This window comes from Candidatus Thiodiazotropha sp. AKAK2 (genome assembly GCF_058244685.1).
In genome coordinates, this window is record NZ_JBSYOP010000006.1 from 13,316 (window position 1) to 36,303 (window position 22,988).

Annotated in this window: 21 protein-coding genes; 5 read left to right on the forward strand and 16 right to left on the reverse strand. The window is 54.3% G+C overall.

All coding sequences use genetic code 11. The features are described 5' to 3' along the window. Positions 1 to 22: 22 nt before the first annotated feature. Positions 23 to 2,941 (reverse strand): ribonucleoside-diphosphate reductase subunit alpha, encoded by a 2,919-nt coding sequence (locus AC4IE8_RS01125; RefSeq protein ID WP_490790096.1) that lies wholly within the window; start codon positions 2,939 to 2,941, stop codon positions 23 to 25. Positions 2,942 to 3,572: 631 nt separating this feature from the next. Between AC4IE8_RS01125 and AC4IE8_RS01130 the strand changes: the two genes are divergently transcribed. Beyond that, positions 3,573 to 4,004 (forward strand): CBS domain-containing protein, encoded by a 432-nt coding sequence (locus tag AC4IE8_RS01130; protein WP_235615333.1) that lies wholly within the window; start codon positions 3,573 to 3,575, stop codon positions 4,002 to 4,004. Between the two features lie 226 nt (positions 4,005 to 4,230). Here AC4IE8_RS01130 and AC4IE8_RS01135 read toward each other — a convergent pair whose 3' ends face one another. Together AC4IE8_RS01135 and AC4IE8_RS01140 are read right to left on the reverse strand one after the other, a co-directional pair. Further along, a complete protein-coding gene (locus tag AC4IE8_RS01135) occupies positions 4,231 to 4,740 on the reverse strand; it encodes a DUF302 domain-containing protein (RefSeq protein ID WP_068991676.1) in 510 nt (169 codons plus the stop codon). A gap of 51 nt (positions 4,741 to 4,791) precedes the next feature. Continuing rightward, positions 4,792 to 5,409, reverse strand: coding sequence for a cytochrome c (locus tag AC4IE8_RS01140; RefSeq protein ID WP_083226015.1), 618 nt, complete (start codon positions 5,407 to 5,409; stop codon positions 4,792 to 4,794). A gap of 360 nt (positions 5,410 to 5,769) precedes the next feature. On the opposite strand from AC4IE8_RS01140, the gene AC4IE8_RS01145 reads away from it, so the two are divergent. Further along, on the forward strand, positions 5,770 to 6,543 hold the full coding sequence (locus AC4IE8_RS01145) for a c-type cytochrome (RefSeq protein ID WP_490790097.1): 774 nt from the start codon (positions 5,770 to 5,772) through the stop codon (positions 6,541 to 6,543). A gap of 185 nt (positions 6,544 to 6,728) precedes the next feature. On the opposite strand, the gene AC4IE8_RS01150 is transcribed toward AC4IE8_RS01145, so the two are convergent. The 9 genes from AC4IE8_RS01150 to AC4IE8_RS01190 all read right to left on the reverse strand — a co-directional run bounded on the left by AC4IE8_RS01150 (position 6,729) and on the right by AC4IE8_RS01190 (position 14,694). Next, a complete protein-coding gene (locus AC4IE8_RS01150) occupies positions 6,729 to 8,027 on the reverse strand; it encodes an NAD(P)/FAD-dependent oxidoreductase (RefSeq protein WP_068990306.1) in 1,299 nt (432 codons plus the stop codon). Between the two features lie 16 nt (positions 8,028 to 8,043). Beyond that, positions 8,044 to 8,658, reverse strand: coding sequence for a c-type cytochrome (locus tag AC4IE8_RS01155; RefSeq protein ID WP_068990309.1), 615 nt, complete (start codon positions 8,656 to 8,658; stop codon positions 8,044 to 8,046). 193 nt (positions 8,659 to 8,851) lie between these two features. Further along, a complete protein-coding gene (locus AC4IE8_RS01160; protein WP_068990312.1) occupies positions 8,852 to 9,784 on the reverse strand; it encodes an ankyrin repeat domain-containing protein in 933 nt (310 codons plus the stop codon). Between the two features lie 52 nt (positions 9,785 to 9,836). Further along, complete coding sequence (locus tag AC4IE8_RS01165) at positions 9,837 to 10,403, reverse strand: NapC/NirT family cytochrome c (protein ID WP_068990315.1); 567 nt, start codon at positions 10,401 to 10,403, stop codon at positions 9,837 to 9,839. A 175-nt stretch (positions 10,404 to 10,578) separates the two neighbouring features. After that, positions 10,579 to 11,235, reverse strand: coding sequence for an anaerobic ribonucleoside-triphosphate reductase activating protein (locus AC4IE8_RS01170; RefSeq protein ID WP_068990316.1), 657 nt, complete (start codon positions 11,233 to 11,235; stop codon positions 10,579 to 10,581). Positions 11,236 to 11,241: 6 nt separating this feature from the next. Beyond that, a complete protein-coding gene (gene nrdD, locus AC4IE8_RS01175; RefSeq protein WP_068990319.1) occupies positions 11,242 to 11,424 on the reverse strand; it encodes an anaerobic ribonucleoside-triphosphate reductase in 183 nt (60 codons plus the stop codon). Continuing rightward, a complete protein-coding gene (locus AC4IE8_RS01180) occupies positions 11,408 to 13,453 on the reverse strand; it encodes a ribonucleoside triphosphate reductase (protein WP_490790098.1) in 2,046 nt (681 codons plus the stop codon). The genes nrdD and AC4IE8_RS01180 overlap by 17 nt, the downstream gene beginning before the upstream one ends. 203 nt (positions 13,454 to 13,656) lie before the next feature. Continuing rightward, positions 13,657 to 14,295, reverse strand: coding sequence for an MBL fold metallo-hydrolase (locus AC4IE8_RS01185; RefSeq protein WP_068990326.1), 639 nt, complete (start codon positions 14,293 to 14,295; stop codon positions 13,657 to 13,659). An 18-nt stretch (positions 14,296 to 14,313) separates the two neighbouring features. Continuing rightward, complete coding sequence (locus tag AC4IE8_RS01190) at positions 14,314 to 14,694, reverse strand: thioredoxin family protein (protein ID WP_068990329.1); 381 nt, start codon at positions 14,692 to 14,694, stop codon at positions 14,314 to 14,316. 268 nt (positions 14,695 to 14,962) lie between these two features. Here AC4IE8_RS01190 and AC4IE8_RS01195 point away from each other — a divergent pair, with 268 nt between their 5' ends. Continuing rightward, positions 14,963 to 15,658, forward strand: a complete 696-nt coding sequence (locus AC4IE8_RS01195; RefSeq protein WP_490790099.1) for a hypothetical protein — start codon at positions 14,963 to 14,965, stop codon at positions 15,656 to 15,658. On the opposite strand, the gene AC4IE8_RS01200 is transcribed toward AC4IE8_RS01195, so the two are convergent. The 3 genes from AC4IE8_RS01200 to AC4IE8_RS01210 all read right to left on the reverse strand — a co-directional run bounded on the left by AC4IE8_RS01200 (position 15,631) and on the right by AC4IE8_RS01210 (position 18,092). After that, entirely contained in the window at positions 15,631 to 15,822 is a 192-nt protein-coding gene (locus AC4IE8_RS01200) for a DNA gyrase inhibitor YacG (protein WP_068990335.1), read from the reverse strand. The genes AC4IE8_RS01195 and AC4IE8_RS01200 overlap by 28 nt on opposite strands. Next, on the reverse strand, positions 15,822 to 16,589 hold the full coding sequence (gene zapD / locus AC4IE8_RS01205) for a cell division protein ZapD (protein WP_068990342.1): 768 nt from the start codon (positions 16,587 to 16,589) through the stop codon (positions 15,822 to 15,824). The genes AC4IE8_RS01200 and zapD overlap by 1 nt, the downstream gene beginning before the upstream one ends. Before the next feature lie 492 nt (positions 16,590 to 17,081). Next, positions 17,082 to 18,092: a dihydroorotate dehydrogenase-like protein gene (locus tag AC4IE8_RS01210; protein ID WP_068991679.1), complete on the reverse strand. Its 1,011-nt coding sequence runs from the start codon at positions 18,090 to 18,092 to the stop codon at positions 17,082 to 17,084. 434 nt (positions 18,093 to 18,526) lie between these two features. Here AC4IE8_RS01210 and AC4IE8_RS01215 point away from each other — a divergent pair, with 434 nt between their 5' ends. Both AC4IE8_RS01215 and AC4IE8_RS01220 read left to right on the forward strand, forming a co-directional pair. Continuing rightward, positions 18,527 to 19,258 carry a response regulator gene (locus tag AC4IE8_RS01215; RefSeq protein WP_490790100.1) on the forward strand — a complete coding sequence of 244 codons (732 nt, stop codon included), beginning with the start codon at positions 18,527 to 18,529 and terminating at the stop codon, positions 19,256 to 19,258. 2 nt (positions 19,259 to 19,260) lie between these two features. Continuing rightward, entirely contained in the window at positions 19,261 to 20,847 is a 1,587-nt protein-coding gene (locus AC4IE8_RS01220) for an ATP-binding protein (protein ID WP_490790101.1), read from the forward strand. Between the two features lie 141 nt (positions 20,848 to 20,988). Here AC4IE8_RS01220 and AC4IE8_RS01225 read toward each other — a convergent pair whose 3' ends face one another. Continuing rightward, positions 20,989 to 22,920: an NAD(P)-binding protein gene (locus tag AC4IE8_RS01225; protein ID WP_490790102.1), complete on the reverse strand. Its 1,932-nt coding sequence runs from the start codon at positions 22,918 to 22,920 to the stop codon at positions 20,989 to 20,991. Positions 22,921 to 22,988 lie beyond the last annotated feature (68 nt).

Sequence of the window (22,988 nt, forward strand, 5' to 3'; positions counted from 1 at the left end):
GCTTGGTGGTTCAGCTCATCGCCTATTGGCAGGCTTCACAGTCCGGGTCGAGTATCGAGCAGGCCTTGGCAGATTCGCCGCCGTTGCCGCCGATCAGGTCGACTGAGTTGCTGCCGCTGTTCTCCTGCACTGAGGTCTTCTCCGCACCGGTGGCGCCCATGGAGCGCAGGTAGTAGGTGGTCTTCAGGCCCCGCACCCAGGCCAGCTTGTAGAGATTGTCGAGCTTTTTGCCCGAGGGCTCGGCCATGTAGAGGTTGAGGGACTGGCCCTGGTCGATCCACTTCTGACGACGGGAGCCGGCTTCCACCAGCCAGCGTGGGTCGATTTCGAACGCGGTGGCGTAGATCGCTTTCAGCTCCGCCGGGATGCGGTCGATGGGCTGCAGGGAGCCGTCGTAGTATTTCAGGTCGTTGATCATCACTTCGTCCCACAGGCCGAGCTTTTTCAGGTCGTGGACCATGTAGGGATTGACCACGGTGAACTCACCGGAGAGGTTCGATTTGACGAACAGGTTCTGGTAGGTGGGTTCGATCGACTGGCTCACCCCACAGATGTTGGAGATGGTGGCGGTGGGGGCGATCGCCATGGTGTTGGAGTTGCGCATGCCCTGATCCAGCACCTTCTCCCGCAGGGCGGCCCAATCCAGGGTGTGGCTCTCGTCCACCTGCAGGTAGTCGCCACGCTCTGCTTTCAAAAGCTTGAGGGAGTCGATGGGCAGGATGCCCTGGCTCCACAGAGAGCCTTCATAGGTGGAGTAGCGGCCACGCTCTTCCGCCAGATCCGATGAGGCCTGGATGGCGTAGTAGCTGACGGCTTCCATGGACTGGTCGGCGAAGCCGAGGGCCTCTTCCGAGGTGTAGGCGAGACGCTGTTTATAGAGGGCGTCCTGGAAGCCCATGATACCCAGGCCCACCGGACGGTGACGCAGGTTGGAGTTTCTCGCCTGGGGCACGCTGTAGTAGTTGTAGTCGATGACATTGTCGAGCATGCGCATCGCGGTGGTCACCGTCTTCTCCAGCTTGGCCATGTCCAGGCCGTCTTCGGTGGTGTGGGCTGTCAGGTTGACCGAGCCCAGGTTACACACCGCGATCTCCTGATCGTTGGTGTGCAGGGTGATTTCGGTACAGAGGTTGGAGCTGTGAACCACACCCATGTGCTGGTTGCTGTAACGCAGGTTGCAGGGATCCTTGAAGGTGATCCAGGGGTGGCCCGTCTCGAACAGCAGGCCGAGCATCTTGCGCCACAGATCCATCGCGCTGACGGTTTTGTAGATGTCCAGCTCGCCCCGCGCCGCCTTCTCTTCGTAGGCGGTATAGGCCTGTTCGAAGGCCTTGCCGGTGAGGTCGTGCAGGTCGGGGGTCTCGTTGGGGGAGAAGAGGGTCCACTCCTTCTCTTCGGCGACCCGCTTCATGAACAGATCGGGAATCCAGTTGGCGGTGTTCATGTCGTGGGTACGACGGCGCTCATCACCGGTGTTCTTGCGCAGCTCGATGAACTCCTCGATGTCGATGTGCCAGGTCTCCAGATAGGCGCAGACCGCGCCTTTGCGTTTGCCGCCCTGGTTGACTGCCACCGCGGTGTCGTTGGCCACCTTGAGGAAGGGAACCACACCCTGGGATTTGCCGTTGGTGCCTTTGATGTGGGCGCCGAGACCGCGAACCCGGGTCCAGTCGTTGCCCAGGCCGCCGGCAAACTTGGAGAGCAGGGCGTTGTCCTTGATGCTGCTGTAGATGCCGTCCAGATCGTCGGCGACGGTGGTCAGGTAGCAGCTGGAGAGTTGGGGACGCAGGGTGCCGGAGTTGAACAGGGTTGGGGTCGAGCTCATGAAATCGAACGAGGAGAGCAGGTTGTAGAACTCGATGGCGCGGCCTTCCCGGTCGATCTCATTGATCGCCAGACCCATCGCGACGCGCATGAAGAAGGCTTGTGGCAGCTCGAAGCGGGTGCCGCTCTCACTGTGGATGAAGTAGCGGTCGTAGAGGGTCTGCAGGCCCAGGTAGGTGAACTGCAGATCCCGCTCCGGTTTGATGGCGCTGATCAGGCGGTCCAGGTCGTATTGACCGAGACGGGTGTCGAGCAGCTCCAGATCCTCCGCCTGTTTGATATAGCGTTTGAAGTAGTCGCCGTAGAGACCGGCCATGTCGGCCTGGGTGTTGACCGGGGCGTGGATATCGAGGAAGCCGAGGGCCTCCCGGCGCAGGATATCGAGCAGCAGTCGGGCAGCGACCTGGGAGTAGTTGGGCTCCTGATCGATCAGGGTGCGGGCGCTCATCACCAGGGTCTGGGAGACGTCGCTCTCCTTGACGCCATCGAACAGGTTGCGGCAGGCGTCCTGCAGGATGCGTGGGGCGTCCACTTCCTCGAAGCCGTTGCAGGCCTCTTCCACCAGGGCGTGCAGTCGCTCCACATCCAAGGGACGCTGGCTGCCGTCTTCCAGGGTGACATTGACCCGGTGCTCTTCCGGGATGCCTTCGGTCTCGGCCCGCTTGGCGGCCTCTTCCTGGCGCTTCAGATTCTGACGTTCACGATAGAGGACATAAGCGCGCGCCGCCTTGTGTTCCCCGGAGCGCATCAGGCAGAGTTCGACCTGATCCTGAATATCCTCGATGTGGACAGTACCGTTGTCCGCCATGCGGCGGGTCAGGGCGCTGACCACCTGGTCGGTCAGATCCTTTACGGTGTCATGGACCCGGCTCGACGCGGCCGCGCTGCCACCTTCCACCGCAAGAAAGGCTTTGGTCATGGCGACACTGATCTTGCTTGGATCGAAGTTGGTGACCTTGCCGTTACGACGAATTACCTGGATGCCGCTACTGGCGGTGGATTGACTCTGGCCTGTCGGTTGGTGCATCTCAGGTGGTTGGGGCACTGCAACGGTTACGTCGCTATCGGCTACTGGTGTCGCCATGTCATCTCCTAATTGTTTTTCGTTGGCGGTCATCGTCGTACGGGATGGCCGGGCCGGGGCCTAACGCTTTAAATCTTGTGGTAATTCTGTTGGTCGTGCTTGCCGGCAGATCGTTGTCCGCCGTTTCTATGCAGGTTTACAACCCTGCAGGCCGGATTTGGTTGCCGGTCTTATTGTCTGGCTGGTGAATTCAGGATGGTGAATTTCAAAACCAGTAAACACAATATATATCGTATCTGACGGATGTCAACCACAACATCTTGTGCATTACCTTGTGGAAAAACGTCGCCAATCTGTGTGCTGTTTGTGGATAACTTCTGGATAGAAGTTCGCTTTTCACGGCAAATCATTGGCTTATGATGATGTTTAATTTTTATCCCCAGCCTGGTGTTGAGGTGGAATGGTTGGGGCTCCTTGGGGCGTGATCCGTTTTCCCGGCCATTTCAGGGAATTAGTTTCCTGTCAGGAGGCTTGCCGGTATTCCCGGTGGTGTCATGATGAGGGTGGTTTTGGGGGAGAATATTCCCAATGATCAGCCGCTTGGCGATAAAACTATTGGCATAGCTCATGAGAATGCGTATGGTTGGGTTCTGGGGTAAACCCGGAAGAATAATGATTAATTAACCGAAGATGAGGAGTTGTTTCGATGCTGGTAAGCGAAATAATGTCAAAATCACCGAAAACGGTGACTCCAGACACGAAGCTGCTGGATGTGGTCTCGCTGATGTGCCTGTTCCGTTATAGCGGTCTTCCAGTGGTGACCGATGGCAAGCTGTCCGGGATTATTGCTGAAAAGGATGTTTTGCACAGAATGTTTCCCACCCTTGAAGAGGTGATGGATGGGCTCTCATCACCCGATTACGACGATATGATGAAGCAGTACAAGGATGTGGTGAACCTGCAGGTCTCCGATGTGATGTCTTCCAATGTCGTCACCGTGAGTCCCGATATGCATATCCTGAAAGCGGCCACGGTGATGGTGCGGCATAAGTTCCGTCGTATTCCTGTGGCGGATGCCGGTCAGTTGGTTGGTATGTTGAGTCTTGGTGATATCCATAAGGCGATCTTCCAGAGCAATCTGGCGCACACAATATGATTCAGAATTAGTTTCAGATCGACATCGGCCAGTAGCGATGAAAACCCGTGCCTGATGTGCTCGGGTTTTTTTATTGGCAGTACGGTTCAGCTGCGCGGCATTTTAGTAATCCAATCAGTCTGGGATTTCTTTCAGGCAATAAAAAACCGGCATCAAGGCCGGTTGCAAAGGCTGTGCCCCGTACCCTTACGGGTACGGATTTATTATTATTGTTGTTGTATTCGCTTCAGAACTCGCCGGTTGCTCCAGCCACCATCACATCCAGCATGGCCTGATTGACTCGAATCGCAATTTCGGTCAGATCCGGTGGCAGCAGAGCGCTGTTGATCAGCATATCCAGATTCAGCATCATCAGCCACAGTTGTCCTTTCTTATCTTCCACCATGGCGATACGGCAGGGCATGTAGGCGGCATAGATCGGATCGTGCAGAATCATCTGTCTGGCATCTTCCGGGTTACAGAACTGGAAAATGTCCAGGTAGGGGGTTTTCAGTCCACGCGCTTCAAGCTCCTTCGAGACCTGTTGGCGGGCAACGAACTTCAAATTGATTTCGGCGGCTCTGGACATCAGCGCCTGTACCGCATCCTCTTTGGTAATGCCATCTTTAACGCTCATCTGCACCACGGTCTGATTGATATCCGTGATGTTGATTTCAGGTTGATCGCCGGCAACTACCGTGCTCAGAAAGGCCAGATTGACCAGCAGAGCAAATCCCACCGCTTTGAGTGATTTCATAGGGTTCTCCCAGTTATATTCTTTAATCTGCGTTATGTAGTTGGTGCCCAATTATTTTTTGTTGTTGGGCGCCAGTGAAGAGACGTAGGAGAGCAGTGCTTCGATCTCTTTGTCAGACAGATTGTCGAAGGTATCATCTTCCGGATCGTCGTCGTGTACCCGTTTATCCCATTGAAACATCTTGATCTGGCGGAACAGGTAGCGGGGGTATTGCAGCGCCAGGGCCGGGATACCCTTACGGGATTTGCCCATGCCGTTTTTCCGGTGACAGCTTTTACAGTCTCCCTCATAGAGTTCCCTGCCAAGTGCAACATCTCCATTCCATAGCGGGATATGATTCAACACAGGGTTGATCTTATCAAGATTGATACTTTCGTAATAGGCGGCGACATCGTCGATATCATCTTCGCTCAATGAGTGCAGGGAAGAGGTGATGACCATCCGGGGATTGATGCGATCTTCATTGATGTAGGCTTCTATCTGTTTGATCATATAGCCGGCCGGGGTGCCTGCCAGTCGAGGTGAGGCTGGGCCGGGTGTTCCCTGGCCGTAATGTCCATGGCAGAGTGCACAGCTTCTGGCCTGCTTCTTGCCGTTCTCCAGATCAATTGCATGGGATGCAAATGGGGTTATGAGCAATAAAATTAGGGGTAATAGTAGCCTGTTCATTTTTGTCGGCACCTGTATTGTTTGGTCGTTATTTTGAGGGAGGGAATTGCTTGGCAAATCCCAAACATTCTAACCTTAGCAGGAAATAAAAATTCCCCGGCTTAAACTGTGTGAATGTCAGTTGTTTCAGTCTTCTTATTCTGTTTTGGCAAACTGCGGCCCCCTATACTTGAGGTTGTGTTGTTTTCTTTATTGTGCCGCGGCATATGCCTCGCTATATTAAACACTGAGAAGGTTAAATTGGATATGGCTGTGCGCAATAAAATTGTTTATCACGTTATAAATAGATGTGAAAGACCTTGGTAACTGCGAGTAGGATCTAAGCAGTCGCGTGCAAGCGAATGTGAATCAGGAGTTTCAATGAGAAAGTTTATTTTAGTCGCTTCGCTGGTCAGCATGTTAACGCCGGCACTGGGCGTGGCTCAGCCTGCTGACGACGCATTGCGTGAGTATGAGCAGGCGATGAATCTCACCCCGAACCTGGCGAATGGCAAAAAGGTCTACAAGATCTGTGCGGTCTGCCATACGCCGGAAGGCTGGGGGCTGGAGAGTGGCGCCTATCCTCAGGTGGCGGGTCAACTGTCAACCGTATTGATCAAACAGTTGGCAGACATACGCGCAAGAAACCGCGACAATCCGACCATGCTGCCCTTTACCTCGCCACAGTTGCTTGGGGGCGCTCAGGAGATTGCAGACGTGGCGGCCTATATCTCCCAGTTGCCGATGAGCCCACACAATGGGGTTGGTCCGGGAGTGGATCTTGCGTTGGGTGAACACCTCTATAAAGACAACTGTGTTGAATGTCATGGCGAGCATGGTGAGGGTATCCTGGACGACCATATCCCCTTGATCTACGGTCAGCACTATCGCTACCTGTTGCGACAGTTCGAGTGGATTAAAAATGAGCGTCGGCGTAATGCGGACAAGAAGATGGTCAAACAGATCCACGGCTTCACGCATCGGGATATTCGTGCGGTACTCGATTATGTATCACGCATCAAACCACCAAAAGAGAAACTGGCTGAACCGGGATGGCACAATCCGGATTTTCCAAAGTTCGCCAGACCGCCGAACCTCCATTCAGGAGCGGGCTATAGCATCGATAAGCGTCCAGCAAGGCCAACACGACCCTAGTGGTCTGAGAGTTTCAGGTTGGAATTGTCTTAATCTCGCCGGAGGGTGGCATGACAAATTGTCACCTTTCGTGGTTATCAGCCATGACATCGGCGTTGTGAATTCACTGGCTTGATGAGGCGAAAAAAAAAGCGGGGCAATGCCCCGCTTTTTTATTTGGAATCGATCCCTGATTCCGTGCTGGATTACATGAAAATATCAGCCGTGATATTGTCGAACCAGCTGTAGGCATAGGCTACTTCACGCGCCCGCATCTCTGGGGTAGCGTCGGTTGGGGTCAGACCACCGGAAACCTTGGTGATCTTGGAACCGTCTTCTGCCAGTTTGTAGACGGCGGCAACGGAGATGCCCCAGTCTTTGCCGATGATGGAGTAGCAGGTGTTGACGTAAGCCGGTGTACCTGGCTCCTGACCATTCAGCAGAGCAGCAACGCTGGCTGCGCAGACTTTGGCTTCAGAGTTGGCGGCATATCCGGATTTCGGCATACCTTTCGCGATGGACGCGTCACCAATCACGTGGATGTTCTTGTGAATGGTGGACTCGAAGGTGTGCAGATCGATCGGGCACCAGCCACTGTCATTGGTCAAACCAGCTGCAAAGGCGATCTTGCCCGCTTTTTGGTTTGGAATGACGTTCAGTACATCGGCCTTGATGGTGTCGTCGAAACCGGTGGTCACACTCATTGCGCCGGCATCCACTTTAACAACCGCGTTGTCATTGGAACCCTGAGCACTGCCGCGCCATTCGATCATGGAGTTGTCGGTCTCATAGCCATAGAGTGCTTTCCAGCCCTGGGTGAAGAGACCCATCTTGGAGAACTTTGGCTTGGGATCGAGGATGATGATCTTCGACTTAGGCTTGTGCTGTTTCAGATAGTGAGCGATCTGAGAAGCACGCTCGTAAGGTCCTGGAGGACAGCGGAATGGGTTGCCTGGAGGGGCAATCACGACGGTACCGCCATCTTTCATAGCCTCAAGTTGCTTGCGCAGGGTTACGGTCTGTGAACCCGCTTTCCAAGCATGAGTTATGGTCTCTGCAACCTTGGCATCGTAGCCTTCCAGAGTCTCCCATTTGAAGTCGATACCTGGGGCAACGATACAACGGTCGTAGTTGAAACTCTGACCGCCTTTAGTTTTAACGGTTTTGGCTTTGGCATCGATGGCGGTTACCACATCATGGACCACTTTGACACCGTGCTTGCCGAGGCCGCTGTAACCGAACTTGATGGAGTTGATACTACGGTCGCCGCTCAGTACTTCATTGGACAGGTAGCAAGTGTAGTAGTCCTTGTTGGCTTCGATCAGGGTAACTTCGATGGTCGGATCGGCCATACGCAGGTATTTGGCAGCGGTTGCACCACCGGTACCACCACCGACGACCACGACTTTCTTGGAAGCGCCGAGGGCAATATAGGGAGTCCCCATCATGCCGACAGCAGTTGCTGCGCCTGCGCCTTTAACAAAACCTCTTCGGGTAATCTTCATGTTTCTCATTCCCCTCTTATTTTTGGCCTGACGCGTAGAAGTGGTTCAGAGCGTCGAGTCCAGCGTCGCCCTCTTTCTTCAGCAGTTGATTAACCTTCTTCTTCATCTTCTTGGTCATCTCACGATCACCAGATTTGAAGTCGGCCATGGTGTACTCCAGATAGGGAACTAACTGACCCATCAGAATGCCGGAGTCATCATCGGGAGAGGTGGCGTTGTCCGCATGACACTTTTCACAATATTTGTCATGCAGCTTGGCGCCTTTTTTGGCTTTAGCGGGATCAAAATCCTGCTTGGCCATAACAAAGGGCTGTTTACTGAAGAATTCACCCATCGCCTTGATCTCGTCATCGGTATAGCCTTTGGCGATACGGGTCATGATGGTGGATTTGATGTCACCAGCCTTGAAGCCTTGCATGACTTCTTCGAAGTAGACGGCGGAGATTCCACCGATACTGGGCGAGGCTGGGCCGATGCTGGCACCGTTGGTACCATGGCAGCCGGCGCAGGTGTTAGCCAGCATGGCTGCACTGGCACCCGACATCAGGGGTTTGTCAGCAGCGAAAGCCGCAGATGAGGCACTGAGGGCCAGTGCGCCGATCAGGGCTCTCTTGAGATTGTTGTACGCCATGTTACCTCCTTTGGTATTTAAACAGGCTTACATTAGTTACAACAGGGAACATGACGAACCCTGTCACACGAACCGGAGCAGTAAATTAGGACTGATCCTGTTGCGTTCAGCTTGGGAGGAGGCGTTATTGCTCGTTTATAAGCCGTCTTTTTTAACAAAGACGTGCCGGTCTCCACCCAGGCTTATGCTCTTTTTATTTTAAAAGGCCTGAAACTTTGTTGTGTTTCTTTTTAACCGCAATATCGGCTGCGGTATGACCCTCGTTGTCTTTATTCGATTTGTCTGCATTGTGCTGCAACAGCAGCATGATAATCTCTTCCGAGCCGGTACGGGCCGCTTCCATCAGTGGTGTGACACCATCATTGTCGGCCAGATTGACATCGGCGCCGGCTTCCAGCAGCAGTTTTGCGCTCTCCAGCTCATCCTGGCCTACCGCCCAGATCAATGCTGTTGCGCCGTCATTATCCTGCATATTGAAATCGGCTTTGTAGGAGAGCAGGGTGTTAATCGTCTCCACATGACCCTGGTCAGCCGCAAGGATCAAAGCGGTGGAGCCGTTTTTATCCCGGCTGTTTAAATCTGCATGGTGCTTGGCCAGCATGGCGACCGTCTCTGCATGGCCTTTTTCCGCAGCCATCATCAGCGCATTATGTCCATGCTTGTCGGAAGCTTTGGGGTCGGCGCCTTTGAATAACAGTTGCTCAACCATATCGGTGATGCCGTAGCGTGCGGCAATCATCAGGGCGTCCCATCCGGCACGGGTTCGGTCGTGCAGATTGGCGCCCCGCTCCAGCAGCATGGCGGAGAGCGCCGGGTGGCCGTTCTCTGCAGCAAAGGTCAGTGCGCTGCATCCGGCGACTGTGCGGGCATTTACGTTGGCGCCCCGGTTCAACAGGATGACAACGGTTTCAAAATTGTTGTTCTCTACAGCAATCATCAGAGCGTTTTTGCCGAATTTATTCGCGCTGTCAGGTGAAACGCCCTTATCCAGAAGCTGGGTGATGGTTTCCACATCACCAACATCCGCTGCAAGCCGCAGTTCCCTCTCATCTTCAGCGCTTCCCGCCATAACATGAGCGGACAGCAGCATTGTGAGTGTGGCAATTAACAGTCTGGTTGTTTTCATGAATTATCTACAAACCCTGGTATAAAAAATCGGTTGTGTCAGATAGCGACAATCATGGTGTGTCCGGTTCTTCGGGCTCGTCCGGCTCCTCGTGTGCGACACCGGCATGACAATCGATACATGCCTTTCCTTCATCCATGGCTTTGGGGTGTCGTTTACGGGCACTGCGATCCTGTTCGCTCAGATCCATATTTTCAAACTCGTGGCACGAGCGACACTCTCTGGAATTCGAAGCACGCATTTTGTCCCATACACGGTTGGCCATATCCCAACGGTGGGCCTCGTACTTCTCTTTGGTATCAATGGTGCCCATGATCTCGTGGTAGACATCTTTGGCGGCCATCACTTTGGCGATCATCTTGGGAATAAAAGGCTTGGGAACATGGCAGTCCGCACAAGTTGCCTGGACGCCTGAAGCGTTCTTATAGTGCAACGTCTCTTTGTACTCCTCCAGATTAACCTTCATGGAGTGACAGGAGGTGCAGAATTCCATTTCATTGGTATAGGCCATGCCCATGCTGAACAGCCCGGAAAAGATGATGCCGGCAACAAAGATGATGCCAACCAGTATCAAAGATATCTTGCCTGCGGACTGTTTCGCCGCGCGCTCTCTGAACATACTCCACCCTCTGTGTCGGAAAAGTTTTCCTTTTCCTTGTCGTTTGTTTGTTGTCCCCCCTATGTCCATACAGGTAGAGGCATTTTTCTTGACTGTGGGATGTTACGTCAACTCGGTATTCAATGCAAAATATACTCTGTAAACAAACTCATATGACTGTATTAGTAGAAACTAATCAGTTACCCGGTAACGATGCTCCGGTATTCTGACCATCAGATGGTCGGCAAGTTTGCCATTTATGATCGGTCTTGCCTAATGTTGACAGTCTTTTAATTAACACTCTTTGCTTGTCTGGCGCACTGTTGAGGGAGTGAAGGGTGGTTCTGATCTGGTGGGGAATGCCGCTTTCGATCAACATCTCAGCACACTGCCAGGCGGCGCTGCCGCTTTTCGAACTGCCGGTCAGCGCTGCATAGTCTTCAGCCAGCGCCTTGATATCGAGGCCAACCCAATCCACAAGGGGCAGTAGTGCGGCAAACCGCTCCGGATAAGGGCCGGCAGTGTGTAGACCAACCAGAAAGCCCATTTTTTTTATCGTATTTACCGCTGCAGGTAGTGCGCTTTGAAGCGTTGGCTCACCGCCGCTGAACACCACCGCATCGAGGAGTCCTTGCCGCTGATCCAGAAATGACACGATCTCATGCCAGGGGACAGGGGTTGTTGCCTCGCTCGGTATTAGTTCAGGATTGTGACAGTAGTCACATTTTAAAGGACAGCCCTGACAGTAGATCACCGCTGACAAATGGTCAGGGTAGTCGATCGTGGTCAGTGGCGTGACCCCTCCCACCCGCAGTTCTGAGGGATCTGTTGGTTTCGGGAAGGGATTGAGCATCGCCTGTCAGGGGTGCGGTGTGGACCGATCGGTTTTACGGGGTGCCGGTTCCCGGTAGCAGAGACGTTCCGCCTGCTCCGCCTGTTTACCTGGATTGAACGCGGAGATCGGGCGGTGATAACCCATCACCCGAGTCCAGACTTCGCAACGGGTGCGCTCTTCATCATTCAGTTCAATTATTTTGTTCATTGAGTTGCTCCTGTAATTTCTGTTCACGTAAGCGTTGGTCGCATTCCGGGCAGAACTCATGTTCACCACTCAGGTAGCCGTGAACAGGACATATGGAAAAGGTTGGGGTGATGGTCAGATAGGGGAGACGAAAGCTCTCCAGGGATCGTTTGACCAGGTTCCTGCAGGCCTGGGTGCTGCTGATGCGTTCATTCATATAGAGGTGGAGTACGGTCCCGCCGGTATATTTGCACTGCAGGGACTCTTGATGTTGCAAGGCGGCAAACGGATCCTCGGTATAGCCGACCGGCAGTTGGGATGAGTTGGTGTAGTAGGGAGTCTGCGGGGTGCCGGCCTGCAGAATTTCAGGAAACCGCTGGCGGTCAATCTTGGCAAAGCGATAGGTGGCGCCTTCGGCCGGGGTCGCCTCCAGATTGTAGAGATGACCGCTCTGCTCCTGGAAGCTCACCATCCTCTTGCGGATATGGTCGAGAAACCGTTCAGCCAGTGCCTTGCCTTCCGGGTCGGCGATATCCCAACGATCAGCGCTGAAGTTGCGGATCATCTCATTGACGCCGTTGATGCCGATTGTGGAGAAGTGGTTGCGCAGGGTGCCCAGGTACCTTTTTGTATAGGGGAAGAGGCCGGCGTCCATGTGGCGCTGGATAACCTTTCTTTTGATTTCCAAGCTGTTACGGGCCAGGCGCAGAAGATCGTCTGCCGCTTTCAGCAGCCCTGCTTCATTCTCTGTAAATTGATGGCCGAGACGGGCGCAGTTGAGGGTGACCACACCAATGGAACCGGTCTGCTCGGCCGATCCGAACAGGCCGTTGCCCCGTTTCAGCAGCTCCCGCAGATCGAGTTGCAGCCGGCAACACATGGAGCGCACCTGGTGCGGGCTCAGTTCTGAATTAAGGAAATTCTGGAAATAGGGCAGGCCATACTTGGCGGTCATGCGGAACAGACGTTCGGCATTCTCACTCTCCCAGGGGAAATCGGCGGTGATGTTGTAGGTGGGGATAGGGAAGGTGAAGACCCGGCCTTTGGCATCCCCCTCGGTCATTACCTCGATATAGGCGCGATTGATCAGATCCATTTCGGCCTGCAGATCACCATATTGGAAGGGCATCTCCTCACGGTCGATCACAGGTACCTGCTGGCGCAGATCCTCCGGGCAGACCCAATCGAAGGTGAGGTTGGTGAACGGCGTCTGAGTGCCCCAGCGGGAGGGAACGTTGAGGTTGTAGATCAGCTCCTGGATGGCCTGTTTTATCTGCTCGTAACTGAGATTGTCTTTGCGAATGAAGGGCGCCAGGTAGGTATCGAACGAGCTGAAGGCCTGGGCTCCGGCCCACTCGTTCTGCAGGGTCCCCAGGAAGTTGACGATCTGTCCGACAGCGCTGGAGAGATGTTTGGGGGGTGAGGACTCCACCTTGCCTGGAACTCCGTTGAGTCCCTCATGCAACAGGGTTCTCAGTGACCAGCCTGCACAGTAGCCGGCCAGCATATCCAGGTCATGAACGTGCAGAGCGCCGCTTCGATGGGCCTCGCCGATCTCCGGTGGATAGACGTGATTGAGCCAGTAGTTGGCGATCATCTTGCCGGATGTGTTGAGGATCAGACCGCCCAGGGAGTAGCCCTGGTTGGCATTGGCGCTGACCCGCCAGTCGCTACGCTGCAGATACTCGTTCACCGAGCTGGCGACATCGAGCAGGGTGCGACGATCCTGGCGCAGCTTCTTATGTTGTTCCCGGTAGACGATATAGGCCCGGGCCGTCTGCAGGTGGTTGGCGCTGATCAACACCTGTTCCACCACATCCTGTATCCGCTCGATGCCAGGGTTGCTCTGCCGATAGCCGGTGTGGGTCAGGACTTTTACCACCTGGGCGGTGATCAGGGTGGCCTCTTGATCACCAAATTCACCGCTGGCTTCGGCGGCCAGCAGGATAGCATTTTGTATTTTGGAGGGATCGAAATCCGCTTCACTGCCATCTCTTTTAACGATTTTGCTGGGTGTGCGGAGCCTCTGTCGCGCAATGGTGGCTTGCATCTCGTTAGTCCTCCGACCTTATTATCAATAAATATCTATATGTAGCGAGTGATTAATAATTCAAACACAATATATTGTGTTTTCAAGGTCAGTAATTGACTGATGTCAATTATCTGATGAAATCTCTGGCTGGCTGGAGTGATTGGTAAGAAGGGGGGAGCGGCAGCAGGGCTCTGCTGCCGGATTATCTGGTCGATATGGGTTTATAGGCCGTCCGCAACGAACGGATTGGTCTGGCGCTCCTCGCCAAAGGTGGAGTCGGGTCCATGACCGGGTATGAAGCGTACATCATCCCCCAAGGGCCAGAGCCTCTCTCTGATTGAGCTTAGCAGGGCCTGGTGGTCGCCCCGGGGAAAGTCGGTTCTGCCAATGGAGCCTTTAAACAGTACGTCGCCAACCTGGGCGATCCGGCTCTCCCGGTGAAAAAATATGATATGGCCAGGTGTATGGCCTGGGCAGTGGATGACTTCCAGCTTCTGATCCCCCAGGGAGACCTGATCCCCATGCTCCAGCCATTGATCCGGCGTACATTTTCTACCGTCGCCAAAACCGAACATGTCCGCCTGCTGGTCCATGTTGTCGAGCCAGAAGGCATCCTCCTTGTGCGGGCCCTGGATCGGTACTCCGAGCCGCTCCGCCAGCTCGACTGCGCCACCGGCATGATCCAGGTGGCCGTGGGTGAGCAGGATCATCTGTGGCTTCAGTTCGAGATCCTTAAGTATGGTCATCAGTCGCTGACTCTCCCCGCCCGGATCGATGATGGCGGCCGCGCGGGTGTTTTCACACCAGAACAGGGTGCAGTTTTGCTGGAAGGGGGTTACGGGGATGACTTTGTATTGCATCAACAGGTGGCCTCAACATCAGTGTTTGATCTTGTTCAGCAGGGTTTCGATCTGGGCGGTTTTTTTCGCGCCCAGAAGGATATCATCGATTACCCCGTCTTTTACCAGAACCAGCGTCGGTGTGGCGCGGATTTTATACGCTCTGGCTGCTTCCGGGTCGTTGCTGACGTTGATTTTGCTGATGTTCTCATGTTGTGTCGACAGATCATCGATAATCGGGGTCATCTGTTTGCAGGGTGGGCAGCTTTCAGTGTAGAAGTAGATCAGTCTACTCTCCGCTTCCCCGTTCTCCGAAGTCACTTTAACGCCAATCTGTCTTTTCGCGGACAGGTAGGTGAGCAGCGGTACCAGAATCAGATAGCTGGCAATCAGCAGAAGTATGATCATCACCCAGGACATGGGGTTATCTCCGGTGGTGTTTTTAGATTAGGTTGTTTTTTTCTTTGTCAGTTCTTAGGGCCTATTGGATTAGTGTTAACAGGCCCTAGTGTCAGCACAATACTTACGAGATGCTCAATTGCAAGCGCTGGGTTTTTTAGCGTGGCAAACTTTTGTCAAAACCCATCTGCCAACGCCTGCTACCCTTGAAGCCCTGAATCTAACCTATTAAGGTGTCGGATTAATATTGTGTCTGAAAACCCATACACCACAGGTAGATAACCCATCGATGGAACAGACAACGCTCTTTATTGTAGTCGGGGGATTGTTAGTCCTCACCCTGGTGCTGGCAAGCATCATTCAGCGTTATAACGATTTTGTTGAAGAGCGAAATCAGAAGGTGCAGCGAATCCTCAACCGGGTAACTGAAATCGAGGCGCTGATCGGGCGCATCCCCGGATTGCCCATACCTGCCGAAGCGGAAACCCTGCTGCGCCGGGACATTCATGCCCGTTTGCTGGCCCTGCAGCAGATGCATCCCAAGTATGAAGGCATCCGTCAGATGATCCAGGCGGCGGAGCAGGCGATCGGCCAGGTCAAGCCTGAGAGTGAGGAGCGTTTGCTCGATACCGCGCGACTGGAGCAGTTCTCCCGGCTGTCAAGCGAGATCAGCTGGTTGCTGAAAGAGAACCGGCTGTTGACCCCCGTTACCGACAGTGTACGGGAACAGTTGACGACAAAGCTGGAATTCAGGCGAGTCGAAACCGCCTACCATCACCACATTCGTCAGGCTGAGCGTCTGATAAAAGGTCAGCAGCTGCACCAGGCTCAATGGTACTGCAGCCAGATGAAGACCCTGATTGAACCCTGGTCCCATTCCAATAAACAGGCGGCCGGCTGGTACCAGGAGGTTCTCAAGGTCTGTAAGAAAGTCTCAAGTGGCTTGAAAGGTGAGGCTCAGTCGAAGGGCTCATCTTCGAGCTGATCGTTGTGGGGCTCTGAGATTCTGTGGTTCTCATCCAACCAGTCACCCAGATCAATCAGTCGACAGCGTTCACTGCAGAAGGGTTTCCACTTCGAGCGCTCTTCCCATAGGACCGATTTTCCGCAGTTCGGACAGGGGACTGTGGTCGGGGTGGTATTTTCCATCAGAAGATACAGGTGGTCAGTTGAAAGGGGATGTCCTGTTTGGATTGGGTCGGTTTTCCCGTGTCTATGGACTCCAGAAAGCGGATGCTGAAGCGGTGCTTATTGCCGCTGATCTCGGTGAAGACATTGGTGTTTCGCGGCAGGCTGACTCGCACCAGCTGGGCCGGTGACGAGGGTTCCAGACTTTTCTGGAAGAAACCCTGTTGGGCGGTCTCCTCGCTGGGTAGATTGCTGCCGCGAACCAGATTGAGCAGCAGAACTACCGCCTCACGGACCGGGTGCAGTTCATGCATCCATTCGCTCATTTGATCCTGACGTACTTCATGGGGCTGGTTGAGCCAGCGATGGTATTGCGGCAGATCGAAATTACAGCCTCCCCCGGGGATGCTGCTGCGTTGCACGATGGTGGTTAAAAACTCGTTGTTACGCAGATTGCGGGCGATCTGTCCATCCATACGATAGACCTGATGAATCGCCTGCTCCAGATCGTCCAGTACCAGTCCCAGGGCCTCCATGTTGACTCCGGGCTGTTGACGTACCCGCTCAAGATTACTGACATGACGCTCCAGCTCCTTGAGGATCTCGGTTTTGAGGTCAGAGCGGCCGAATACACTCATGATGCTCAACAGACCCTCGATCGCCGCTCGATTACTCCAGATATCGGCCAGTGGACGAAAGTGGTCCACCTGCATGAACAGGTGCTCTAATCGAAGAAAGGTACGGATCCTTTCATTCAGAGGATGTTCGTAGTGGATCTGGTCTGTCACGAGATTTAGTTCAACCCGTCAGGCGGAGTAAAGAGCGGCCTATTATGTCAGGGGTCGGGCCTGACTGCTAACACGATGGCTGTGGTAATGGGTGCGGCGGTTATCATTTTGTCAAAATCTCCCCAGCTCCAAAAGTTGAACAGCGCCATTGGATATATGTTAGGGCCTAATAACACGAATCCAATATGCCCTGTGCCTGAAAAAGAGCAAATCAAGCTGCAAGCTGCGTAGTTCGGTTGTTCCAAATGAGTGGCGAGCAACGGTTCGTGGCGCTTTTTCAGCTATAACACCCCAGATTGTATGAGACAGTACACTAGCGTATCAAAGGGTTTTTGGTGGGGCAGGGCCCCACCCTACACTCTGAACTCAACAGTAGGGTGGGACCCTGCCCCACCAAATACCGGTTAAGTCAGCGCCATTCGGGGCTAGGTCTGTTTTTGCGCCCAGTGGCGTTATCATTCGCTTTAACAGGCTCTAGTATGAGGCAATCATCTAGCTGCGTACACCCGGACCGAAACTGAAGCTGTCCAGAATATGTACATAGTTGACCCGTTCGAATTCTGTTGGATCGGCGACACTGATCTGGCTGAGCCGGCCACGAAACTCCTCGATCGATTCAAAGCCTTTCTCTTCCATCCACTCTTCGATGCCTGCCACGATCTTGGCCAGGGCGGTCGGGCCCTGCTCGAGCAGCAGACTGCACAGATGGACGACATCGGCACCTGCCAGCAGTAATTTAATGACATCTTCTGCGTTGTGCACACCACCGGTGGCGCCCAATGAGAGCTTGGTGCGACCGTGTAGGATCGCAATCCAGCGCATCGCCAGCAACACCTCTGAAGAGTTCGAGGTATGCAGTGTGCTGGTGAGTCGCATATTGTCGATGTTGATGTCCGGTTGGTAGAAGCGGTTGAACAGGGAGACGCCGTTCGCACCCGCGGTCTCGAGCTGTTTGACCATGTTCGCCATGGCGCTGAAGGCGGGCGAGAGTTTCATATTGATGGGCAGATTGACCCGCTGTTCCAACTGGGTGAGCAGTTCGACATAACGCTGCTCGATTTCACTGCCGCTGGTCTCGATGTCAGCCGCCACTTGATAGATGTTCAGCTCAATCGCATCGGCGCCGGCTTGCTCCATCTCGGTGGCATGGGTAATCCAGCCACCGGGGGTGGTGCCATTGAGGCTGGCGATCACCGGTATCTCCACAGCCTCCTTGAGCGCCCGCAGGTTTTCCAGATAGAGCTCCTGACCATTGGAAAAGTCATAGTGGTCAGGCAGAAAGCTGTCGGCTTCCGCAAACCCGGTATCCTGATGATGCAGAAAACGCACCATCGTCTCCTCTTCGGCGGTTACCGACTCTTCGAAAAGGGAGTACATGATCACTGCCGAAGCACCGGCATCCTCCATTCGACGTACATCGTCGATACTGCGGGAGAGTGGCGAAGCGGAGGGGACCAACGGGTTTTTGAGTCGCATCCCAAGATAGTCAGTTGTCAGGTCCATATCATTCCCCATGCATGCTCAGGTGGGTGGATTCGGGCTGTTCGGATGTTACCGTGAAGCAATTCTCTTGTCGGGCTGATAACCGGCTGATGCTGAAATCTGCTATCGGCACTCTATTGGTGGATCTACTTGTAGATTCCATCGATGCTTTACTCTCTAGTTTTAGCCATTTTTTTGCTGATCGCCAGATCAATGTCGCGTATCGAGCAACGCTGTGTTCTCAGCGAGTGTGCTGCTAAAACCTGCACCAGCCACCTGCCAATGCCTGTTTGTCCTATTCTGGTTGAGTCGTGCTTTCACCCGCTCAGCGCTACCGTATCAAGCCTGCCGTTTTTGCTTGTTACACTATGTTACAGTCGATTACCCAGCGTAACACCCTTTCTGGTGTGGGCGTGCTATGGTCAGGAGTGTTAGGCCCTAGTGGGAGAGGATTGATGAATGATGGGAATATGACTGCCGGACCTCCCAGGGTACTGCTGGTGGAAGATGACGTACAACTCGCCGGCTTGGTGCAGGAGTATCTGCAGCGATATGAATTCGAAGTGCATCTGGAGCATCGTGGCGACCGGGCGACTGAACGGGTCAGTTCACTCAAGCCGGATATCCTGGTGCTGGATCTGAACCTGCCCGGTAAGGATGGCTTGGAGATCTGTCGTGAGATCCGCTCCGACTTCAGCGGCCCGATCGCCATGTTTACCGCCCGGGATGAGGATGTGGATGAGGTTGTGGGTCTGGAGCTGGGGGCGGACGACTATCTCACCAAACCAGTGGAACCCCGGGTTCTGTTGGCTCGTTTGAGATCCCTGCTGCGGCGCTATCGCGCCATCGGTTCCGCTGTGCCGGATGCCCAGGGGGATCAGCTCGCTTTCGGCAAGTTGCAGATCGATTCACGAGGCAGAACCCTGTCACTGAATGGCGAGACGATTGAACTCTCCACCGGAGAGTTCGATCTGCTGTGGCTACTGGCCTCTACCGCAGGTCAGGTGGTGGATCGGGACAGTGCCTTGAAAACACTGCGTGGCTTTGCCTATGACGGCCTCGACCGGTCGGTGGATATCGGTATCTCGAGGTTGAGAAGAAAGCTCAACGACAACGCCCACCGGCCCTATCGTATCAAGACGGTGCGTGGGCGTGGCTATCTGTTTGTACCCGACGCCTGGGACTGAGTATGGCGCGCCTTTTTATTACTCTCTACGGCATTCTGTTCATTACCGGCGCCCTGTTTGTGCTGGGCATCGTCTGGTTACCGGAAATGGCGCTGAAAGGCACCATTCGGGACTATTACGAGCGCTCCATGTTCGGTGTGTTCGGTCTGGTCGAGGATCGCCTGATGAGCCAGCCACAGAGTGAATGGCCGCAGACCGTCAAAGCGTTGAAAGCCAATTTCAAAAGCGGCCTGGCGTTAATGGAACATGACCAGTTACCCCTTGATGATGATGAGCTCTCCGCACTGGCGCTGGGAGAGTTCGTTTTTACCGAGGATGATGATCTGACCCGCTTCTACAAACAGATACCCGACTCGGATCGTTATCTGATGCTGGCCCTGGGCAAGAGCCGTGAGCAGCGGGAGGTTGAGGAGGTTGAAGGCATTGTACAATTGATCGGCGAACTTTTTTTGGAGCGGGAGAGGGAGGCGTGGCCGCAGATTCTGCAGACGCTGGGGAAGCGTTTCAAAATGCCATTGAAACTGCTGCCTCTGGATGATCCCTCGCTGCCTGCAGATCGTCTTGCTGATATCAAGGCGGGGAAAGTTGTGGTGCTTGGCTTTAAGCAGAGCCGGGATACCTATTATGCAAGAGTCCATGACTCCGAGCTGGTGTTCCGCGCCGGTCCCTATGAAGCGCCCTTTGTGTTGCGCAATTTCAATACCATTCTGTTGGTACTGTTCGCCCTGTTGGTCGCCCTGGCGGTCTATCTCTGGGTTCGTCCCGTTTGGCGGGAGTTGAGTCGATTCGACCAAGGGGTGACGCGACTGGGTGCTGGTGATCTGAACACCCGCCTGATCGTGAGTAACGGTGTTGCTTTGAAACCGCTGGCAGAGACTTTCAATAGCATGGCCCGACGGATTCAAAAGTTGATTCAATCCCATCGCGATTTGACCGGTGCCGTCTCCCACGAGCTGCGCACCCCGATTGCCCGGCTGAGGTTTCGCATCGATATGCTGGAAGATCCACTGGGTGAGGAGGACAGAGAGCGACACATCACCGCGATGCGCAAAGATATCCTGGAACTGGAAGAGTTGGTCAGTGAATCCCTGAGTTATTCACGACTCGATCGGGAACGCCCGGAGCTGGTGATGGATACCGTCTATTTAAAGGATTGGTTGCAAGCGTTGTTGATCGAGACAGAGGATGATTATGACGGGATCAAACCTGAGCTGGTCACTGAGGCGATCAACACGCATTTGCAGGTCAGCGTTGATTCGAAGTTGATGGGCAGGGCGGTCAAGAATCTACTCAGAAACGGACAGCGTCATGCCCAACAGCGTCTGATCGTATCAGCCGACTGTCAGCAGGGTCAGGCCATCATCATTGTTGAGGATGATGGTAGCGGGGTGCCTGAAAAAGAGCGCCAGCGGATCTTTGAACCCTTCGCCCGACTGGATACGGCCCGCGACCGGGAATCAGGTGGTGTGGGGTTGGGATTGGCCATCGTGCAGCAGATTGTCCGCTGGCATGGTGGACAGGCATGGGTTGAAGACGCGGCTATTGGTGGCGCCCGCTTTATGATCAGCTGGCCGGTATCCCAGGATTGAGCTGTAGGCTCCTGAGAGGAGTCATCACGCCAATCGGCATCTGGGGCAGGATCAAAACTTGACAACACAAACCCAGCGCGAGCCGGGTCTGTGTTGGGGTTGAAATTATACGGATAGGTCGTCGATTCAATCAGCGTTTATTCAGTATTGCCCCAGTCCCATCTCAATGTAACCGGTGGGACAGACCTCTTTGCAGATATGGCAACCGACACACTTGGCATAGTCGGTTTCCACATAGCGTCCCATGACACGCTCATCCTTTCTCACGCGGGTGACCGCATCCTGAGGGCAGTAGATGACACAGTTGTCGCACTCGAAGCAGAATCCGCAGCTCATGCAGCGTTTGGCTTCGCTGACCGCTGACTCCTGGGTAAGGCCGTTGAAGCGCTCGATCATGCTACCCAATACATTGGAGACGTTAACGTCCATCTCATCCCGAGCATTGACTGTTTCGTAGTCAAAGTGACCGGTGTAGAGGGCGTTGGTATTGATTACGTCTGCTTCGGCCCGGTTCTCAAAATTGTGTACAGACCATTTGGCGCTGTTGGTGCCCCAGGTCGAGCCATGATTGTACTCATCCGGCGATAGGGATTTTTCATCCAGCTCCTGCAGCAGGTCGAAGTGGTGACCTTCCACCTTGGGTCGGTCATCGAGCGACTCACCGCTGAGATATTTGTCGATTCCCTGGACGGCCACCGAGGCCTGACCAATCGCAGTGGTCAGCAAGTGGGGATTGATGGCATCACCGGCAACGAAGTGATCCTGTTTACCTTTCACCTGCATGGTTCGATCCGCATCGATCTGGTTCCACTCGTTGGCGATGCCGTCGATGCCGTCGTAGTCACCAGTCTGACCGGTGGCGGCGACAATCAGGGTGCACTCGATCTCGAAGGGTTCTCCATTCGGTTCCATTTTGCCGCTCGACCAATCCACCGGTTGGACCTTCAATGCAGAGGCACGGCCCCGCTCATCCAGTACCACCTCAAGGGGAGCCAGACTGTCGTGGATCTCCACTCCCTCAGTGATACAGGCCTCCAGCTCATGCTTGGTGCAGGGAGCCTTTTCGATCGGGCGACGATAGACCAGCCAGCAGTCGGAGTCGGTGCGCAATGCTACCCGGTCTTCCCGTTGTGAGCCCGAGCCATCAAACACAGCCTCCGGGCGTTCCAGATGTTCGAGTTCAGCTACCTCTCCAATGCGTTTCGCAACAGCCGCCACATCCATGGCGGTGTCACCGCCACCGATTACCAGGATACGACCATCGAGGTATTTCAGAGTACCGTTGTTGAAGGATTTGAGGAAGGTCATGCCATCGACACAGTTGGGGGCCTCACCGCCTTCGACACGCAGCGGTTTGCCGATGACCGTACCCACGCTCCAGAAGATGGCGTCGTAATCATGCTCCAGGGTTTCGACCTTTACATGCTCACCTACCCGTGTGTTGAGTTGCACTTCGATACCGCCCAGGTCGAGGATGCGCTGGATCTCATCTTCCAGTACATCACGCGGGATACGGTAGCCGGGAATACCGAATACCATCTGTCCTCCCAGCGCATCATGAGCTTCATAGATGGTTGAGTTGTGACCCAGACGGCGTAGGAACAGGGCGGCGGCCAATCCGGCAGGACCTCCTCCGATGATGGCCACCTGCTTACCCGATTCTGTTTCAGGTTTCTCAAAAGCAAGATTGTTTTCCCTCGCCCAGTCGCCAATATACTGCTCAATGGAGTTGATGCCGACGAAGCCATCAAGACTGTTGCGGTTACAGCCACTCTGGCAGGGAGCGGGGCATACCCGACCCATGATCGAGGGGAAGGGGTTGGCCTGGGTCATGCGCTCGAAAGCGTATTGCTGCCAGGGTTTGTCAGCTTGTGGTTTGTCCAGGCCACGTACGATCGACAGCCAACCGCGAATATCATGACCCGATGGGCAGGCGTTCTGGCATGGTGGGGTGCGCTGGATATAGGTCGGGCAGAGGTAGGACTCGCCCTGATTGATTACATCGTTATTCCAGTCGTAGGGTTCGTTGTCGCCGTCGCTATAGCGTCGATAAGTTGGGTCGGTGTCACTCATTCGTTTATCACTCCATTCAAAGCAGTGTGACTGTCTGTGTGCACGCTGAAGGTCCGCAGACTTGTCAC

Coding starts and splice junctions, on each gene's coding strand:
- AC4IE8_RS01210 (WP_068991679.1), bottom strand. CDS start 18,092: ATGGACCTGACAACTGACTATCTTGGGATGCGACTCAAAAACCCGTTG.
- AC4IE8_RS01200 (WP_068990335.1), bottom strand. CDS start 15,822: ATGGAAAATACCACCCCGACCACAGTCCCCTGTCCGAACTGCGGAAAA.
- AC4IE8_RS01140 (WP_083226015.1), bottom strand. CDS start 5,409: ATGAACAGGCTACTATTACCCCTAATTTTATTGCTCATAACCCCATTT.
- AC4IE8_RS01135 (WP_068991676.1), bottom strand. CDS start 4,740: ATGAAATCACTCAAAGCGGTGGGATTTGCTCTGCTGGTCAATCTGGCC.
- AC4IE8_RS01160 (WP_068990312.1), bottom strand. CDS start 9,784: ATGAAAACAACCAGACTGTTAATTGCCACACTCACAATGCTGCTGTCC.
- AC4IE8_RS01150 (WP_068990306.1), bottom strand. CDS start 8,027: ATGAAGATTACCCGAAGAGGTTTTGTTAAAGGCGCAGGCGCAGCAACT.
- AC4IE8_RS01170 (WP_068990316.1), bottom strand. CDS start 11,235: ATGCTCAATCCCTTCCCGAAACCAACAGATCCCTCAGAACTGCGGGTG.
- AC4IE8_RS01225 (WP_490790102.1), bottom strand. CDS start 22,920: ATGAGTGACACCGACCCAACTTATCGACGCTATAGCGACGGCGACAAC.
- AC4IE8_RS01125 (WP_490790096.1), bottom strand. CDS start 2,941: ATGACCGCCAACGAAAAACAATTAGGAGATGACATGGCGACACCAGTA.
- AC4IE8_RS01145 (WP_490790097.1), top strand. CDS start 5,770: ATGAGAAAGTTTATTTTAGTCGCTTCGCTGGTCAGCATGTTAACGCCG.
- AC4IE8_RS01220 (WP_490790101.1), top strand. CDS start 19,261: ATGGCGCGCCTTTTTATTACTCTCTACGGCATTCTGTTCATTACCGGC.
- AC4IE8_RS01130 (WP_235615333.1), top strand. CDS start 3,573: ATGTCAAAATCACCGAAAACGGTGACTCCAGACACGAAGCTGCTGGAT.
- AC4IE8_RS01165 (WP_068990315.1), bottom strand. CDS start 10,403: ATGTTCAGAGAGCGCGCGGCGAAACAGTCCGCAGGCAAGATATCTTTG.
- AC4IE8_RS01215 (WP_490790100.1), top strand. CDS start 18,527: ATGAATGATGGGAATATGACTGCCGGACCTCCCAGGGTACTGCTGGTG.
- AC4IE8_RS01195 (WP_490790099.1), top strand. CDS start 14,963: ATGGAACAGACAACGCTCTTTATTGTAGTCGGGGGATTGTTAGTCCTC.
- AC4IE8_RS01190 (WP_068990329.1), bottom strand. CDS start 14,694: ATGTCCTGGGTGATGATCATACTTCTGCTGATTGCCAGCTATCTGATT.
- AC4IE8_RS01180 (WP_490790098.1), bottom strand. CDS start 13,453: ATGCAAGCCACCATTGCGCGACAGAGGCTCCGCACACCCAGCAAAATC.
- AC4IE8_RS01155 (WP_068990309.1), bottom strand. CDS start 8,658: ATGGCGTACAACAATCTCAAGAGAGCCCTGATCGGCGCACTGGCCCTC.
- nrdD (WP_068990319.1), bottom strand. CDS start 11,424: ATGAACAAAATAATTGAACTGAATGATGAAGAGCGCACCCGTTGCGAA.
- AC4IE8_RS01185 (WP_068990326.1), bottom strand. CDS start 14,295: ATGCAATACAAAGTCATCCCCGTAACCCCCTTCCAGCAAAACTGCACC.